This window comes from Dyella sp. NPDC103356 (assembly GCF_055584465.1).
The window spans coordinates 304,390-321,719 of record NZ_JBVJLZ010000005.1 but is presented as its reverse complement, the minus strand read 5'-3'; the positions used below and the strand labels follow the sequence as shown (position 1 = coordinate 321,719).

Sequence of the window (17,330 nt, the reverse complement as noted above, 5' to 3'; positions counted from 1 at the left end):
CCGAGGTTTCTGCCAGTTGCGGTCAGCAAGACTTGCGCGCCGTGCAGCCAAAGCAGTTCTTCGGGAGACAAGTGTATGAGTTTTCGGCCTGTCGGTTTTCGGCCCGCTGTACTTGGAGTTGTCTTTACCCTCGCCTCTGCGCTCTCCATTGGCGTGGTGACTGCACAGGAAGCCAACAAACCGGCCGCCGCTGCCAGTGCCGCCCAACCGGCCGCTGCAGCGAGTTCCGCCACGAAAGCCCCGGCTACCGCCGAAGCGACGCCTGCCACAGCCACCGCCGCGGTGAAGCCCGGCGATGCGGCCGCCGGCGCTGGCAAGGCCGCGGCCTGCGGTGCTTGCCATGGCATCGACGGCAATTCCTCCGATGCGCAATACCCCAAGCTCGCCGGCCAGCACGAGTCGTACATCGTGCGCCAGTTGGAGAACTTCAAGAACGGCAAGCGCAATAACCCGATCATGGTCGGCATGGCCGCGCCGCTGTCCGAGCAGGACATGCACGATATCGGTGCCTATTTCGCCAGCAAGACTTCGCTGCCGGGCGTCGCCGACGAAGCGCTGGTCGAGCAGGGCCAGAAGCTGTTCCGCGAAGGCGACACCGCACGTGGCATCCCGGCTTGCATGGCTTGTCACAGCATCGACGGTCGCGGCAATCCGGGCGCGATCTACGCCCAGTTGACCAGCCAGCACGCGCAATACATCCAGGCCACGCTGAAAGCCTGGCACGATGGCGGCAACTGGGGCGACGACGCCCACGCCAAGATCATGCCAGCCATTGCGCAGAAGCTGGACGACAAGGACATCGCCGCGCTGGCCAGTTATGTCGAAGGCCTACATGCGGCCGAAAGCGGCAGCGATACACCGGCTACCAAGTAATTCTCTAGACTACCTATCGCCGGCCTAGCGCCGGCGATATTGTTTTAAGCCCCATCCCCTGTAACTCGTTCCATGAGGTTTTCCATGTTGAAGCGCCTGCCGTTCCTGTTTGCCGCCGTCCTGGCGGTCGCCGCTTGCAGCCATGACAGCGATAACGCGAGTGCTCCACAGTCGCCCGCACCGAGCGCCAGCAGCGCGCCTGCCGCGCCGGCCAGCGCCGCTCCGGCACCGGCAACGTCTGCGGCCCCCGCGCCGGCATCCACTGCCGCGCCTGCGCCCGCCGCCAGCGCTCCCGTCGCTACCGCCGCCAAACCGGCTACGCCCTTCGTCGACGACGGTAAGTGGGTCGAAAGCAAGAACTATGACCTGATCGAACCGCAGCAGCCCAAGGTGAGCGACACCGACAAGGTGGAAGTGGTCGAGGTGTTCTCCTACGGCTGCCCGGCGTGCAATGCATTCCACACGACGGTCGATCAGATGGCCAAGGAACTGCCGTCGAACGCGACCCTGGTGTTCCTGCCGGTGTCGTTCAATCCGGCCGAAAACTTCCCGATGTTCCAGCGCGCCTACTTCACCGCGCAGGCGCTGGGCGTGGCCGACAAGGGCGCCGATGCCATGTACGACGCCGCCTGGAAGACCAAGGAACTGAGCTCGGAAAACCCCAACGGCCGAGGCCTGAAGCCGTCAGACGCTCTGCCGACGATCGACGATGCCGCCAAGGTCTATGCCAAGGTTGGCGCCGATCCGAAGGAATTTGCCGCGGTCGCCAACTCGTTCGCGATCAACACCAAGATGAAGCGCGCCGACGAGCTGGTGCAGAAGTACGGTGTGATGCAGACGCCAACGATCGTCATCAATGGCAAGTACCGTTTCACCGTGAGCCAGGCCGGTGGCTATCCGCAGACGATCGAGCTGGCCAAGTGGCTGATCTCGAAGGAAGCGGCCGGCAAGTAAGGCCGGATCGAACCGAATGGCATCGATACGGTCTCAAACCCGGCGATCCGGGCTGACCTGACTATTCCCGGTGGCTCGCGGCCACACTTATGGAGAGAGTTTCATGTTGTTGAAGCGTTTTGCCCGTCTGCGGCTGATCACCCTGCTTGGCGGCCTGTTGCTTACCAGCGCGTGCACGGCTCAGAACTCAGGCAATCAGGCGGCAGCCCCCTACACCGATGGCACCGAATACGTGACGCTTCCGGCGCCGAACCATCGCTATAGCGACAGCGGCAAGGTGGAAGTGGTCGAGGTGTTCTCCTACGGCTGCATCCATTGCGCGCACTTCGCGCCCAAGGCTGAAGAGCTGCGCAAGCAGTTGCCGCCAGGCGTCGAGTTCAAACTGCTGCCTGCCGCGTTCAGCGACGAATGGCTGCCGTACGCGCGCGCCTATTACGCCGCCAAGAAACTCGGCGTGGTCGATCAGACGCATCTGGCCCTGTTCAAGGCGAAGTTCGACGACCACTACCCGATCTCCACGCTCGACGAGCTGGCCGACTTCTATGCGCACCAGGGCGTGGACCGCGCCAAGTTCATGGAGATCGCCAGCTCCGACGAAGTGACGGCGCAGATCAAGAAAGATCTCGACCTGGTCAAGTCCTGGGGTGTCACCGGCACGCCGACCCTCGTTGTCGACGGCAAATACCGCAGCAACGAAATCAAGACGCTGGATCAGCTGGTTGCCATGACCCAATGGCTGGCCAAGCGCGATTTGAACGGCGGCAAATAAGCCGCACCGTGTGCGGGGCGTCCACCGCGCCTCGCACACCGTTGGTGAGCATTGACGTAACGCTCACCTTGCGATGGCGATCGTCATCGTCCTCGAGTACTTAAATGGCTATGGACCGTCCTGCCCCGCCACCCGCCGAGCGCCGTCTGCGCTTGCTGAGCTGCAATATCCTCGCCGGCGCCAGCGTGCAGCGTTATAGCGAGTACTTCACCCGCTCGATCAATGCGGTGCTGCCTGGGCGCAGCAAACTGGACAATCTGGACCGTCTCGCCGAGGTACTGCCGCAGTTCGACGTGATCGGTTTGCAGGAGGCCGATGCCGGCAGCCTGCGCTCGGGCTTTCTCAACCAGACCCGTTACCTGGCCGAAACGGCCGGCATGCCGTTCTGGAGCCACCAGCCCAATCGGCCGATCGCGCGCCTTTCGCACACCGCCAACGGCTTGATCAGCCGGCTCGAACCGACCCAGGTGCTCGATTACGCCTTGCCCAGCCGCGTCCCCGGGCGCGGCGCGATGCTCGCCCGTTTTGGTGAGGGCAACGACGCACTCGCGATCATGATCGCGCATCTCTCGCTGAGTGCCGTCGCCAGGGCGCGTCAGCTCGGCTTTATCGCCGAGGTACTGCGCGATTATCGACACGCCGTGTTGATGGGCGACCTCAATACCGACGTGCACAGTGCGGAGATGCGTTATCTCTTCAGCCACTCCGTGCTGCAACCGCCACCGCAGGCCACCTTGACCTTCCCCAGCTGGCGACCGCGCAAGGCGCTGGACCACATTCTTACGTCCGAAGCGATCCGGCTCGACAAGCTCTGGGCACTGCCGCAGGCGTTTTCCGATCATCTGCCGGTTGCCGCGGAAATCATCCTGCCTGGCCATGCCGCACCGCGCGCGCATAAACTGCGCCGATGAAATCCGCCTTTCGCATCTCCCTTCCGTGGCTGCTCATCGTGCTGGCCGGCGTTGCCGCCGCCCTGGTGCGCTATCTGTTTATCGAGCCGGCCAACCTTGCGCACCTGTGCGAAGAAAGCAACGGCCCTGCCTGGTGCGGTATTCGCCAGGCCATCGTGATCGCCTTCTACAGCTATGGGCTCGGTTATGCCGCGCTGGCCGCCACGGTGCTCGCACTCGTGTGGAAGCATCCGGTATCGGCCTGTCTTGCGGCCATGCTCGGTTTTATCGCGCTGGTGATGTACTGCTATGAAGCCGGTGCGTTGGCGCTATTGATTGGCAGCCTGCGGCTGATTCGACTGCAGGCGAACAGCCTGGAGCCAGCCGATGAGAATGGGCAGCGCAATGGCCAGGTTCAAGCCCAGCCATAACCAGGTCGACGGATCGAGCCCCAGCTCCTGCGCAACCACCACTGCAGCGAGCGCCGGCAGCCAGAACGCCAGAAAGCGCTCTTCGGCCAGTGGCGCGAGCAGGTTGCGGCCACGATCGAGCCAACCGAGCACGGCGTAGCCGATACACGGCAGCGCAAACAGTCCCAGCGGAAAATCGCGATAGCGGCCGTCGAACACCAGCAACAGGCCGAGCAAGGCGAGCGCGAACATCCAGCCCGCACGCCACCAGCGCAAGCGCAGCCCGCTATGCGGCGATGCCGTGCCGGTCAGCCGCGCGACGATACGACGTATCAGCGTGATCGCCGTGATCAGCGCCAGCACGCAGGCTCCGATCGAAATACTCCATTCCAGCCGATCGCGGCAGGCATAGAACGCCTGCCGATATTGCCAGGCCAGCGCGGTGCCGCTGGCAAAGCCGGCCAACAGCAAGGCGAGCCAACCGTTCGCACCGCGCCACTGTCTGCGCCAGCTGCCGGCCAGCACGAACAACAGCGCAGCGGCCAGGCCGCTGTAGATACCCCAGAGCCAGCGCTGTTCCTCGATCACCGGCCCCTTCATCGGAAACTTCGGCTGGGCGTCGACATCGAAAATGCCCCAATAACCGCCGACCGTACCTTCCTGTGCCCGCTTCCATGGCTGGTCGAAGGCCTCGATCACGTTGTATGGCATGTCCACGCTGCCGGCATAGGCGAGGAACTCGCGCATGTAGCGCGCCTCGTTGACCAGGCTCGCACTCGCCTCGCGACGCGGGCGCCCCGCGCTCGGCCAGCCGGTTTCGCCGATCATTATCTGACGGCCTGGAAAAGACGCTTTCAGCTTGGCATATACGTCGGCCACGTGCCGTACCGCGTGCTCCGGCGGCACGGGCTCGTCTTCCCAGTAAGGCAGGATATGGATGGTGAGGTAGTCGACCGCATGAGCCATCTGCGGATAGCGAAGCCAGAACTCCCACACGTCGGCATAGGTGATCGGCACGGAACGCGGAATCTGCGCACGCACCTCGGCGGCGTAAGCGGCCAGCGCCTTGGGCGAAAGCTCGCCACGGAGCAGCACTTCGTTGCCGACGACCACGCCACGCAGCACTTCCGGATGCGCCTTTGCCGTGGCGATGCCCATCTCGATTTCATGCGCGTTGACCTTCAACTCGCGGCTCAGCCAGATGCCCATCAACACTTTCATGTGATAGCGGCCGGCGATCTCGGGCACCTTGTCCAGACCGTGGCTTTGCGAATACGTACGCACGCAGTCGAAGCGTTGCGACAGCGCCTTCAGATCGGCATCGATGCGCTCGGGGCTGATCGTCGCGTTCAAGTCGAACGGTGTTTCGCCCGGCATGCGAAACGGCGCATAGGAAACGCAGGCAATGCGCGAGGTCGGTGCATCGGGCAGGTCGATCGGCCGGCCGATAGCCCACCACCACCATGCGCCGGCCAGGGCGGCAAGCACCAGCGCGAGCCATGCCGGCCACAGCGAGCGGAAGGACGGAGGGGACAAAGGCTGCATGCACTTTCCATCAAGGGCGCCGACCGCGGCGCCGGGCGAACGCCTGAGTTTAACAGTGCTGCCGTCGTGGTCGCTTCTTGAGGGATCTGGACGGTTGTCGAGATTTTGTAGGAGTGGCGAAGGGAACCTCAAATAGCCTCCGTTTCTCCTATCGTCATCCCGGCGCAGGCCGGGACCCAGTGGCTTTGCAATCGGTTGTCGCGAGAGTCGTCAAGCATTTGCTCTAGCGCGAAAACCGGAAACCGAAGCCACTGGGTCCCGGCCTACGCCGGGATGACGAGTAGGAGGGGTCTTTTGGAGGTTCCCTGAAGTCGCTCCACCACGCAGACATCCGCCATGCCAGCGTATTCATCGCCGAGTCGCGCAAGACCGCTTATCTTCACGGGCTTGCCATCCGCTCCAGCGCATTTGCCGGTGTGAACTACCATCCCGGTTCATTACTGAAGGAATAGTCATGTCCGAACCCACACGGCTGCTTCGAATCCGACGCCTGCTTCTGTTGACCGCCGGCTGGTTGCTGCTCGGCGGTGTCGCGTTCGCCGACGAACCGAGCGAGGCGCAACGCGCCGCGTTCCGGCAAGCCTATGCCGCGGCCCAGCAAGGTGGCGACGCCTGGCGCGAACAGGCCAGGGGGCTGGACGACTATTCCTTGTACCCGTACCTCGAAGCCGCATCGCTCACGCACGACCTGCGCCAGCTCGATCGCGCCGCCATCGAGGATTATCTGCGCCGCTATCCGGACCTGATCCCCGCCGCCGACCTGCGTCGCGATTTCCTGCTCGAGCTGGCACGCCGCAAGGACTGGGATACTTTCCTCGCGCTCTATCAGCCCGGTATCAACGACACGCTGACCTGCGATGCGCTGCAGGCGCGCCTGTCCAAGGGCGAAAAGCTCGACTTCGACAAGGACCTGGGCACGCTGTGGACCAAGCCAAGCCTGCCTGCAGCCGCTTGCGAGCCGGTGCTTGGCGCCGCCTACGATCAAGGCCTGTTGACCTCGGCGCGCCTGTGGGACCGTATCGATCGTGCCGCGGACGCCAACCAGGGCGGCACCATCGCTACGCTTGCGCAGTGGTTGCCTGACAGCGAAAAGCAGGCCGGACAACGCCTGGCCAGCGCCCTGAGCGATCCCGGCGGCGCCGTCGCCGCTGCGGCGACCTGGCCCGACACGCCGCGCCATCGCCAGGCCGCGATGCTCGCCTTGCAGCGACTTGCCCGACGTCAGTCCGGCAGTGCCGACCAGGGTTGGCAAAAGCTGGAGCACCACTTCAACTTCAGCCCCGCACAACGTGGGCGCATCTTGAACGCACTGGCCGTCTTTCACGCCACCGATTTCGACGAGACCGCGCTCGCACGCCTCGCCGCACTGCCGGCCGACGCGCAGACCGATTCCAGTCGCGAGTGGCGCGTGCGCGTCGCCCTGTCGCAGCAGGATTGGCCGGCGGTGCTCGCCGCGATCGACGCGATGCCGCAGGCACAGCGCGACGACGGCGAATGGCGCTGGTTCAAGGCTCGAGCGCTCGACGGACTCGAGCGCCACCAGGCGGCGCAAAGCGAGCTCGTTCCGCTGGCGCGCGAATCGACCTACTTCGGTTTTCTCGCGGCCGACAAGCTCGATACCAACTATGCGATCTGTCCGCTCACGTTGCCGGCCAATCCGCAGCGCGAGCAGTCGCTGCTTGCCAATATCGGCCTGCAGCGCGCGTTCGAGCTGTATTACGTTGGACTGCCCAAGCTGGCGCGGCGCGAGTGGTCGCGCGCGCTGGACGGTGCCGACCCCGATACGTTGCGTCAGGCGGTCGACCTGGCCTATCGCCGCGGCTGGTATGACCGCGCAGTGTTCACGCTCAATGGCGGCGACGCGTTGCGCTATTACGAGCAGCGATTCCCGCTGGCCGGGCAGGACGGCCTGGTACCGCAGGCACAACAAGCCGGCATCGATCCGGCCTGGGCCTACGGCATCCTGCGCGCGGAAAGCGCCTGGATGAGCGATGCCCGCTCTGCTGCCGATGCCCGCGGGCTGATGCAGTTGTTGCCTGGCACGGCGGCGCTGGTAGCCAAGCGTAACGGCCTGCCTTGGAATGGCGGCGAAAGTCTGTACGACCCGGTGGTCAATGTCGCATTAGGCACGCGCTACCTCGCTCAGCTGGCCGCACGTTTCAACGGCGCGCCCTGGATCTCCAGCGCGGCCTATAACGCCGGCCCCGCACGCGTCGATCAGTGGCTGGCTGCACGCGGCAGTCTGGCGCCGGATCTATTCGTGGCGAGCATCCCGTTCAAGGAGACGCGCGAGTACGTCGCGCGTGTGATGGCGTTTGCGGTTATCTACGATTGGCGCATGAACGGCAAGGCCATCGCCTTGGCCGAGCGCATGCCGGCAATCGGCGGCGCCTACCAACTACCGACTGAGCAAAGCCGGCGCAAGCTGGTGACTTGTCCCGCCGTCGTCGCTCCGGCCAAGGCCGAATCGAACGGCGCACCGGCAGCGCTGGAACCACCGGCCGGCGCCAGTTCGGCGCAGCCGGCGTCATCGGCGAGCGTGCGCTAGCGCTATCTCTGGCACACTCGCGCCATGCGTATTTATCTTGTCGGCGGCGCAGTCCGCGATGCCCTGCTGCAACGTCCGGTGGCCGATCACGATCATGTCGTGGTCGGTGCAAACCCGGACGAGATGCTGGCGCTCGGCTATAAAGCCGTCGGCAAGGATTTCCCGGTTTTTCTGCATCCCAAGACCGGCGAGGAATACGCGCTGGCGCGCACCGAGCGCAAGACGGGCCGTGGCTATCATGGGTTCGCCGTGCACGCCGATGCCTCGGTCACCCTGGAAGAAGACCTGGCGCGACGCGACCTGACGATCAACGCCATCGCACAGGGCGAGGACGGTACGCTGGTCGATCCGTTCCATGGCGCACGCGATATCGAGCAGCGCGTGCTGCGCCACGTCTCCGATGCATTCGTCGAAGATCCCGTACGCCTGCTGCGCGTGGCGCGTTTCGCCGCGCGCTTTGCACCGTTGGGTTTTACTGTCGCCGACGAAACCATGGCGTTGATGCGCCAGATGGTCGAACAGGGCGAGGTCGACCATCTCGTCGCCGAGCGCGTATGGCAGGAAACCCGCAAGACGCTCGGCGAGCCGCAGCCCTCGGCATTTCTGCGCGTGCTGCGTGAGACCGGTGCGCTGAAGGTGCTGTTTCCGGAAGTCGACGCGCTCTACGGCGTACCGCAGCGCGCCGAGTTTCATCCCGAGATCGATACCGGCATCCATATCGAAATGGTGCTGGACATGGCCGCAAGGCTGGCACCGGGTAACGACCTGGTCGGCTTTTGCGCGTTGACTCACGACCTGGGCAAGGCGCTGACGCCGGCCGATGTGTTGCCGCGTCACCTGATGCACGAGCACAACGGCGTCGAACCGTTGCGGGTGCTCGCCGCGCGGCTGAAAGTGCCCACCGAATATGCCGCACTGGCCGAAAGCGTATGCCGCGAGCATCTCAACGCCCATCGTGCGTTCGAGCTCAGACCGGCCACCATCCTGAAACTGCTCACCTCACTGGACGCTCTGCGACGCCCCGAGCGCCTGGAGGTCTTTCTGACGGCGTGTGAGGCGGACAAACGCGGGCGGCTGGGGCATGAGAACGATGCCTATCCGCAGGCGGCATACCTGCGCGAGGCCAGGGCCGCCGCAGCCGGCGTCACCGCCGCCGAATTCGTCGCCCGTGGACTAAGTGGCCCGGCCATCGGCGAAGCCATGGAGCAAGCCCGCTGCACTGCGATCGGCCAGGTCAAACAAAGTACCGCGCAGTAAGCAAAGCGAAAGACAACGCCGCGCGCCCCGGTGTATAACAGCAAGTGTTATTTTATAACACTCACCTTTTTGTCATTTTGGGCGTTTTCCGGAGCCACCCGTGCCGATCAATCCTTCGCCATCGCCACTGCGCCAGCGTTTCAAGCCCCTCTGGTGGCTGGGTATCGCCTATGTCGTCCTGGGCGCGATTACCCGCATCATCTTGCTGGCGATGTCCGGTAGCGGCGTACCGCTCAACCCGCTGTATTACCTGTACGCGTTCGGCATCGGCCTGGGCTATGACCTGATCACCCTGCTCTACGTCGCCTGGCCGCTGCTGCTGTATCTCTGGCTGATGCCGGTACGTGCCTATGTGTCGCGGACAGGACAGTGGGTCCTGTACATCCTTGGCCTGGTGCTGCTGTTCTGGTTGATGTTCGTCGGCGCGTCCGAGCTGACGTTCTGGGCGGAATTCGGCACGCGCTTCAACTTTATCGCTGTGGATTATCTGGTCTACACGACCGAGGTGATTGGCAATATCCGCGAGTCCTATCCGATCGGCCGCTGGCTCACGCTGCTCGCGCTCGCCGCGATTATCGTGGTCTGGGTGACGCGTCGCGGCTTGCGCGCGAGCGATGGCGGTACGCGTTTCCTGCAACGCGGCAAGGTCGTGCTGGTGTGGTTCGTGCTCACCGTGCTTTCGGTAGTCGCGGTCAAGGGCACCTTGAAGGACCGTCTCGATAACGCCTACGTCAACGAACTGTCGGGCAACGGCATCTACGAGTTCTTTGCCGCCTTCCGCAGCAGCCATCTCGACTACGCGCGTTTCTATCGCACGCTGCCCGACGATCAGGCCTTCAAGGACGTGCGTGAGATGATCAAGACGCCCGAGGCCACCTATCTCACCGACGACCCGCAGGATCTCACCCGCGAGATTCGTCACGCCGGGCCCGAGAAGCATCTCAATGTGGTGTTGATCAGCGTGGAAAGCCTGTCGGCCGACTTCCTGCAGCACTTCGGCGGCAGCCACGGCAACATCACGCCCAATCTCGACGCGCTGGCCGAGCAGAGCATGTTCTTCGACAACCTCTATGCCAATGGCACGCGCACCGTGCGCGGTCTGGAGGCCTTGTCGCTGTCGATTCCGCCGGCGCCTGGCGACTCGTTGATCAAGGCACACAACAACGAAAACCTGTTCACGCTGGCCGATATCTTCAACGATCGCGGCTACCAGTCGGATTTTGTCTACGGTGGCTACGGCTACTTCGACAACATGAACTACTACTTCAGCCACAACGGCTACCACACGGTCGACCGCGGTGACATCACCAAGGATCAGACCATCCACCACGAAAACGTGTGGGGCGTGGCCGACGAAGATCTCTACACGCTCGCGCTCAAGCAGATGGACCAGGCACAGGCGGCCGGCAAGCCGTTCTTCCTGCACATCATGACCACCACCAACCACCGCCCCTTCACCTTCCCGGCCGGGCGCGTGAAGGAGCGCAACGGCACGCGCGAAGGCGCCGTGGCCTATACGGACTGGTCAATCGCCGATTTCATCAATCGCGCGCGTAGCAAGCCGTATTTCGACGACACCATCTTCGTGATCACCGCCGATCATTGCGCATCGAGCGCGGGCCGCAGCAGCGTGCCGATCAACCGCTATCACATCCCGCTGTGGATCTATGCGCCCAAGCATATCCAGCCCCAGCATGTGAAGCAGCTGACCGCGCAGATCGACATCGCCCCGACCGTGCTTGGCCTGCTCAACTTCAGCTACCGCAGCCGCTTCTTTGGTGCGGATATCTTCCAGCTCCCGGCCGGCCAGGAACGCGCCTTCCCCGCCACCTACGAAAAGCTCGGCTACCTCAAGGGCGACGTACTGACGGTGCTCGAACCGCAGCGCAAGCTGGAGCAGGTGCATCCGAACTTCGACACCGGCGATGCCACGCCAATCCAGCCGATCGACCAGAAGCAGGTAGATGAAGCGACGGCGTTCTACCAGGTCGCCGCGTATCTGTTCAAACACGGCAAGATGGTCCGCAAGCCGGAAGACAGCACCCCGGTCAAACCCGAGGCGGTACCGTCTCAAAGTAGCCCGGCGGTCCCCTCGACGGTGCACTAACCGCGGCCAGTCGCTTACGCTAACGCCTTTCAGGAGAAAATAAGGCGTTAGCGTGACGTGGCGGCAACACCCTTTGCTCAGGGCTGGCGCCCTGCTGGTTCTCGTGTGGCTGCTGCTGAACTTGCCCACGTTGCTCGGCGGACGCATTCTGCCCTGGGACGCGATCGACCAGTTCTATCCCACGGTCTATTTCAACGCGCATAGCTTGCGCCATGGCATGGCGCCTTGGTGGAACCCGCATATCTATGCGGGTTACCCGCAGATCGCCGACCCGCAGGGCATGCTGTTTTCGCCGTTACTGATGGCTTGGATGATGATCCCTTCATCACCCGGCGCGAGCTGGTTTGCCTGGGGCGTTCTTCTTCATGTGCTGATGGGCGGTGCGGCCAGCCTGGCTGTGCTGCGCCGCATGGGCGCCACCTCGGCGGGAGCATTGATCGGCGCGATCGTGTTCATGGCCGGCGGCGTCGCTGCATCGCGGCTCGAACACGTGCCGATCGTGCTGGCCTACGCCTATGCCCCTGTCGTGCTGCTCGCGCTGAAAGTATTCGTCGCCCGCCCTCGCTGGAGTTACGGCCTGCTGCTGGGCCTGGCGACCGGCGCCATGCTGACGCACCTGGTACAGCTGACTTATCTGCTAGCGCTGATGCTGATGGCCTACGCCATAGCTGCAAGCGCGGCGCATTGGCGAAGCTACTCGGGGCGCGACCGGCTGCACTGGCTTGCCGGCAGCGCGCTGGCTTGTCTGGTCGCATTGGCGATGGCCTTGCCGCAATTGCTGCTCAGCTACGCCTTCGTTGCGCTGTCCAACCGTGCCGAGCTGCCGCTCGAGGCATCACGCGTAGCCTCGCTGAACATGCGTGCCTTCCTGACGCTGATCGTTCCCAATGCCTTGCATGCCTTGCGGGGCACCTATAACGGCCCGTCGTCCGGGATCGAGGCGTATTTTTATCTGGGCGCCCTCCCCAGCCTGATGCTCTGCGGCCTGGGCGCTGCATGGCGCCACCGGCAGCAACGTCGTCAGCTACTGTTCTTCGCAGTGGTGGCGTTGCTGGCGACCTTGTACATGTTCGGCCTGCACACCCCGTTCTACGGTTGGCTGTATGCCTGGTTGCCGGGAATCAAACAGTTTCGCCGGCCGGCGGATGCGGCCTACCTGCTCAACATGGCGTTCGCTTTCGTTATCGGCATGGCGGCAAGCCACGTCGACCTGAAATCCCGTAGAACGATCACCTGGATGCTCGGCATCGCCATCGTCTGGTTGCTGGTGGCAAGCGCGGCGATGCGCGCCGACGATGCGCGCTGGCAACCGGCCACCTTGTCAGCCGCCATCGCAGCGGCGATCGCCTGCTGGTGGTTGCGCAAGACGGAGCGCGATATCCGGCATGTGCTCGTCGCCATGTTGGCCGTCATGGTGATCGACTATCGCTGCTTCAGCCTCAATGGCAGCTTCAACGAAACCAACGACACGGCACGTGCTTTCCTGCGCAATGATGCCGCCAACTATCTCGCGACACAGCTTCACGATACGCCGGGTGCATTGCCTGCACGCATCGAACCTGTCGATGCCAGTGTCTTCTGGGACAACCTGGTCGTGCTGCGCGATTTTCAATCGACCCAGGGCTATAACCCGCTGCGCTACGCCTTGTACGACCGCTGGTACGGTGCGCGCGACAACGGCAACCTGCCGCGCCCATCCACGCCCTTCAATCTCGATTCGGGCAGCCCATTGACCCGGCTGCTCGCTACCCGATACCTGGTGCGAAACACTTCGGAACAGGCGCCGCCATGGACAGCTCCGGCGGGATACGAGCGGGTATTCTCAGGCTCTCACAGTGAAGTGTGGCTCAACCGGGCAGCGCTACCGCGACTGTTGACGCCACTGCAGGCTCAGGTGATGACCTCACCGACGCCAAATGATTTCGCCACCGCGGATTTCACCAAGCTTGTCCTGCTCACACCGCGAGACGCTGCCGATGAAGCGCTCGCACGCACGGATCAGGAGCGCTGCGCGGGTCAGGTGCAGGTTCAAACCGCGACGGCAACACCGACACACATCGCCTTGAACGTGCGAACGACGCAAGCCGGCTGGCTGGTCATGAGCGAGCTGGATTTCCCTGGGTGGACTGCCGAAGTCGATGCTACGCCCCTGTATGTTCACCGCGCCAACGGCATGTTTCGCGCAGTGTGTGTTCCTGCGGGCGAACACAACCTGGCCTTTAGTTTCCACCCTTGGGACATGGTGGCCGACGTCTTGCGGCGACGTTGAGCCGGCTCGTTACAGGCGTGCGGCCTGATCTGCGCTCAATAGATCGGCCGATAGCGGCAATACGTTCATGCCTTTGGCGAATAGCATTGCCTGAAAACGCTCGCCCATCTGATCAGGCAACGTCAGCCGCTTCACTTCTTGGGCAAGCCGATAACGGCTGGCTTCGTCGGCCGCTTGCTCATAGGCATCCTCGAATGCCTGTTGCAGCCCCGCTCCGATCAGGAAAGCCGACTGCGGCACATACGCGGCAACGCCAAACCCGGCGCCGTTGCCCGCCTCGGCCAGCGCGGTGAAATCGACCGAGGCAGTGAGATCGTTGAGGCCTGGCAGATAGAACGGATCGTTGTGCGCGCGATGGCGGTAGTGCGCCATCAGCGTCCCATCGTTACGCTCGGGCAGATAGAACTCGCGGCGTACGTAGCCGTAATCGATAAACAACATAAGGCCCGCTTCCAGCGAACCGGCGATCGCCTGAATCCAATATGGCAGTTGCGGCAGAATTTCGGAGCGATAGCCGTCGGTAAATTCGGCGCCCAGGTCGCGTTCGACATGGCGCACGGCGCCACTCACCAACGCATCGGCAGGGCGATCGCTGCGCATCAGACGACCTTCGCCATCGAGCACGACATATTCTTCGTAGACTTCGCCGCCGCGCATCGCAAAGCGTGTTGTCGGCAACGCGTCGATCACTTCGTTGGCAAAAAGGATGCCGCGCCAGCTTTCTTCCGGCGGCCGATCCAGCCATTGCACGCGCTCGAAAACCTCGGCGGGCAACACGGCAGCAAGACGTTCGCGTTGACGATCACGCAGGTCGGCGCTCGGCTCGAGAATCAGATAGCGACGCGGCAGCGACTGGCTGGCATGAAACGCACGCAGCGCGGTTTCGGCGAACGCACCGCTACCGCCACCCAGTTCCAGAAAGTCCGCGTCGCCGCCTAACGTCGCCAGGACCGGTTGCGTAGCGGCTACGACGCAGCGACCGAACAGCTCTCCCAGTTCCGGCGCCGTGACGAAATCGCCGGCTTCACCGAACTTCGTCTTGCCAGCGCTGTAGTAGCCCAGGCCCGGCGCATACAGACAGCGCTCCATGTACTGCGCAAACGGCATCGGCCCGTGCGCGGCGATCTGCTCTCGCAGCAGGCTCAACAGACGATCGGAGTGCTCACGCTCGTCGGCGCTGGGCGAAGGAAGGCGGGAAGATACGTTGGGATTCATCGGCCAAAGGATAGCCGACCACGGAAGGGGTAAGAAACAAGGCGTGAGAAGCGAGTGGGTACCGGCCCTCTCTCACTTCTCACGCCTTTTCAAGCTTTCCTGCGCTTAAAAGTCTTTCTGCACGCTCAGGTACAGCCCGCGGCGCGGACCGAACTGCGGGGCGCCCACGCCCACGCCGGTACCGTCGCGCAGCTCGTAGGTACGGTCGAGCGCATTGATCAGTGCCAGCTGCGTGTGCAACGTGCCGGTGCTGTCGAAGTTGAAATCGTGCGAGACGTTCAAGTTGAGCTGGAAGTAATACGGCAGCGACAAGCCGTTCGGCACGGCACCGTCGGAGCGAAGGCCGCTACCGAAGATGTAATCGGCGCCGACCTTGGTATCGCCAGTGATCGCGTAGCTGACGCCGCCGGACGAGGTCAGCTTCTGGTCGTGATCGAGATGGATGTAGTTGTTGTAGATATACGCCAGATCGTCCGGGCTGAAGTTGTACTGGCCGGTGATGATGCGCTTGCCCATGGCGCGGTTGTACGCCATGTTGAAGTATGCCGAGACCGGGCCCTGATCGAAGTTGGCCGTGAACTCCACACCGCGGATGCGACCGAATTCGTAGTTGAAGTTCGAGTACACCAGCGCCGCGCCAAACTGACCTTCATCCTGCAAGCGGCTGACCTTGCGGTAGTACGCGTCCAGGCCCAGGGTCAACGGACCGATGTTCTGCGACACGCCCGCATCGTAGTAATCGGAACGCTCGGACAGCGCCGTATTGTTGCCATCGCTCGGTAGCTGATTGGTGGTGCCGGCGAACTTGGCGATATTGGTGGTCGAAATGATTTCGGTAGCCGGCGGCACGAAGTAACGCGAGTAACCCGCGTGCAGCGTGGTATCGGGCGTGGCCTGATAGACCAGTCCCAGGCGCGGGCTCAACTGGCTTTCATCGCGGAACAGATGGTACTTGTCGCCGCGCACGCCGTAGTTGATCGTCCACTTGTCGGTCACGCTCCACTCGTCCTGCACATAGGCCGAATACGTACGCGCAATCAGACGGCTGTCATCGAGAATGCCGATCGGCGTGGTGCTGGCCTGGCTGCCATCGTCATTGGCGGGAAACACCAGCGAATCATTGTTGATGTTGCCGTGCTCGAACGAACCGTAGATGCCGTAGCGCAGCGTATGGCTATCGCCCAGCGGCGTGGAGAAATCCGCCTGCAAGGTGCTGGCACGGTTGGTGCGATTGATATCGGCGGCCACGCCGTTGAACATCAGGTCGCCGATCGTGTCCGGAGTGAAGTTGACGCTGCTGTAACGCTGGCCGGCGGACACCTGATAGGCGGTCTCGCCGATCTTGCCCTGCAGCGCAAGCACGCCGAAGCGCGTCTTTTCCTGCTGCTGTTCGTTGAGATTGGCCGAATTGAAATCGACCGTGTCGAGATAGCCGAACTGCGGCGTCTGGTCCGGATTGTTCGGAATCTGAAAGCGGCTGTTGCTCACGCCGAACATGAAGCTCAGGCGCGTCGTGTCGTTGATCAGATACGAGATATCGCCAAAACCCTTCACCTGGTTGGTGTGGTCGTGGATCGGCGTGCGGCTCGAGGTCGGGTTTTCGATGCCGACATCGTTTTCCAGATAGTTCGCCGTGAGGAAGTAGCTCCAGCGATCGGTGCTGCCCCAGATCGACGCATTCGGATTGAAGGTGCCGAACGAGCCGCCCATGACGCCGACGCTGCCGCCGTTGCCCAGGTCGTGGCCGCTCTTAGTGGTGATGTCGACGACCGCCGCAGTACGCAGGCCATACTGCGCCGGCAGCGCGCCGTCGATCAGCTTCACTTCCTTGATCGTGCGCGCATCCAACGTCTGGCCGAAGCCGGAGATCGACTCGGGAATCAGCACGCCATTGACGCGATATTGCAGGTTGGCGTGATCGCCGCGGATATGCAGCTGGCCATAGGAATCCTGCACCACGCCCGGCGCCTGCAGCAGCACCTGGTTGAGCGGCGTCGATGCGCCCAGCGGCAGGGCTGCAATGGCCTTCTGGTCGATCACGTACTGGCTGCTGCCGGTGTCCGGCGACAGCGAGTTGCGCGCCTGGTCCAGAGCCGCCGTGACGTCGATCGCGCCCAGGTTCTGTACCTTGTTGGCCGGCTTGTTGCGCGAGCCTTGCGGGGTGGTGTCGTTGTCCGCGCCCTGGGACGGGGCATTGGCGCCAGCGGGGGTATCGGTGGCGTACAGCGGCGCCGCGCCCAGCGCAGCAGCCAAGCTCAAGGCAAGCAGGGAAAGTTTCATCGAGAGGCGATCCAAGGTGGCAGTAGGCGGTCGGGGACAATGTTTTATTTTCGATACGTTATAACATTGCCATTACAGAGCAGCCAGTGCCTGCCCCATAAGTCATGCCCCTCGTCGCAAGTAGCTGCGCCTAGTCGCCTCCCCCTCGTCAGGCCAACTTCACCTGTCATCCATAGACTGAGCCTCTGTCGGCGGGCTCTCCAGCCGACGTTT

Annotated in this window: 12 protein-coding genes; 9 read left to right on the top strand and 3 right to left on the bottom strand. The window is 63.2% G+C overall.

What is annotated here, in order from left to right:
- The first annotated feature begins 75 nt into the window (after positions 1-75).
- The 5 genes from ACZ6WW_RS13930 to ACZ6WW_RS13910 all read left to right on the top strand — a co-directional run bounded on the left by ACZ6WW_RS13930 (position 76) and on the right by ACZ6WW_RS13910 (position 3,917).
- Complete coding sequence (locus ACZ6WW_RS13930; RefSeq protein WP_465274725.1) at positions 76-873, top strand: c-type cytochrome; 798 nt, start codon at positions 76-78, stop codon at positions 871-873.
- Positions 874-957: 84 nt separating this feature from the next.
- Positions 958-1,827, top strand: a complete 870-nt coding sequence (locus ACZ6WW_RS13925) for a thiol:disulfide interchange protein DsbA/DsbL (RefSeq protein ID WP_465274724.1) — start codon at positions 958-960, stop codon at positions 1,825-1,827.
- Positions 1,828-1,933: 106 nt separating this feature from the next.
- A complete protein-coding gene (locus tag ACZ6WW_RS13920) occupies positions 1,934-2,596 on the top strand; it encodes a thiol:disulfide interchange protein DsbA/DsbL (RefSeq protein WP_465274851.1) in 663 nt (220 codons plus the stop codon).
- Between the two features lie 110 nt (positions 2,597-2,706).
- Entirely contained in the window at positions 2,707-3,507 is an 801-nt protein-coding gene (locus ACZ6WW_RS13915) for an endonuclease/exonuclease/phosphatase family protein (protein WP_281851632.1), read from the top strand.
- Positions 3,504-3,917 carry a hypothetical protein gene (locus ACZ6WW_RS13910; RefSeq protein ID WP_465274723.1) on the top strand — a complete coding sequence of 138 codons (414 nt, stop codon included), beginning with the start codon at positions 3,504-3,506 and terminating at the stop codon, positions 3,915-3,917. The genes ACZ6WW_RS13915 and ACZ6WW_RS13910 overlap by 4 nt, the downstream gene beginning before the upstream one ends.
- Here the strand turns inward: ACZ6WW_RS13910 and ACZ6WW_RS13905 are convergent.
- Positions 3,816-5,441 carry a glycoside hydrolase family 17 protein gene (locus ACZ6WW_RS13905; RefSeq protein WP_465274722.1) on the bottom strand — a complete coding sequence of 542 codons (1,626 nt, stop codon included), beginning with the start codon at positions 5,439-5,441 and terminating at the stop codon, positions 3,816-3,818. The genes ACZ6WW_RS13910 and ACZ6WW_RS13905 overlap by 102 nt on opposite strands.
- Positions 5,442-5,895: 454 nt before the next feature.
- Here ACZ6WW_RS13905 and ACZ6WW_RS13900 point away from each other — a divergent pair, with 454 nt between their 5' ends.
- The 4 genes from ACZ6WW_RS13900 (at position 5,896) to ACZ6WW_RS13885 (ending at position 13,622) form a co-directional block, all read left to right on the top strand.
- Entirely contained in the window at positions 5,896-7,989 is a 2,094-nt protein-coding gene (locus ACZ6WW_RS13900) for a transglycosylase SLT domain-containing protein (RefSeq protein ID WP_465274721.1), read from the top strand.
- A 24-nt stretch (positions 7,990-8,013) separates the two neighbouring features.
- On the top strand, positions 8,014-9,246 hold the full coding sequence (locus tag ACZ6WW_RS13895) for a multifunctional CCA addition/repair protein (RefSeq protein WP_465274720.1): 1,233 nt from the start codon (positions 8,014-8,016) through the stop codon (positions 9,244-9,246).
- A gap of 100 nt (positions 9,247-9,346) precedes the next feature.
- The gene (locus ACZ6WW_RS13890) at positions 9,347-11,353 is read left to right on the top strand and encodes an LTA synthase family protein (RefSeq protein ID WP_465274719.1); all 2,007 of its coding nucleotides are present in this window, start codon (positions 9,347-9,349) and stop codon (positions 11,351-11,353) included.
- 52 nt (positions 11,354-11,405) lie between these two features.
- Complete coding sequence (locus ACZ6WW_RS13885) at positions 11,406-13,622, top strand: hypothetical protein (RefSeq protein ID WP_465274718.1); 2,217 nt, start codon at positions 11,406-11,408, stop codon at positions 13,620-13,622.
- Positions 13,623-13,631: 9 nt separating this feature from the next.
- On the opposite strand, the gene ACZ6WW_RS13880 is transcribed toward ACZ6WW_RS13885, so the two are convergent.
- Positions 13,632-14,837 carry a class I SAM-dependent methyltransferase gene (locus tag ACZ6WW_RS13880; protein WP_465274717.1) on the bottom strand — a complete coding sequence of 402 codons (1,206 nt, stop codon included), beginning with the start codon at positions 14,835-14,837 and terminating at the stop codon, positions 13,632-13,634.
- A 105-nt stretch (positions 14,838-14,942) separates the two neighbouring features.
- Positions 14,943-17,117, bottom strand: a complete 2,175-nt coding sequence (locus tag ACZ6WW_RS13875; protein WP_465274716.1) for a TonB-dependent receptor — start codon at positions 17,115-17,117, stop codon at positions 14,943-14,945.
- Positions 17,118-17,330 lie beyond the last annotated feature (213 nt).

Excerpts from the sequence above, each read along its gene's own strand:
- ACZ6WW_RS13930 (WP_465274725.1), top strand. The coding sequence starts at position 76 with ATGAGTTTTCGGCCTGTCGGTTTTCGGCCCGCTGTACTTGGAGTTGTC.
- ACZ6WW_RS13925 (WP_465274724.1), top strand. The coding sequence starts at position 958 with ATGTTGAAGCGCCTGCCGTTCCTGTTTGCCGCCGTCCTGGCGGTCGCC.
- ACZ6WW_RS13915 (WP_281851632.1), top strand. The coding sequence starts at position 2,707 with ATGGACCGTCCTGCCCCGCCACCCGCCGAGCGCCGTCTGCGCTTGCTG.
- ACZ6WW_RS13910 (WP_465274723.1), top strand. The coding sequence starts at position 3,504 with ATGAAATCCGCCTTTCGCATCTCCCTTCCGTGGCTGCTCATCGTGCTG.
- ACZ6WW_RS13905 (WP_465274722.1), bottom strand. The coding sequence starts at position 5,441 with ATGCAGCCTTTGTCCCCTCCGTCCTTCCGCTCGCTGTGGCCGGCATGG.
- ACZ6WW_RS13900 (WP_465274721.1), top strand. The coding sequence starts at position 5,896 with ATGTCCGAACCCACACGGCTGCTTCGAATCCGACGCCTGCTTCTGTTG.
- ACZ6WW_RS13895 (WP_465274720.1), top strand. The coding sequence starts at position 8,014 with ATGCGTATTTATCTTGTCGGCGGCGCAGTCCGCGATGCCCTGCTGCAA.
- ACZ6WW_RS13880 (WP_465274717.1), bottom strand. The coding sequence starts at position 14,837 with ATGAATCCCAACGTATCTTCCCGCCTTCCTTCGCCCAGCGCCGACGAG.
- ACZ6WW_RS13875 (WP_465274716.1), bottom strand. The coding sequence starts at position 17,117 with ATGAAACTTTCCCTGCTTGCCTTGAGCTTGGCTGCTGCGCTGGGCGCG.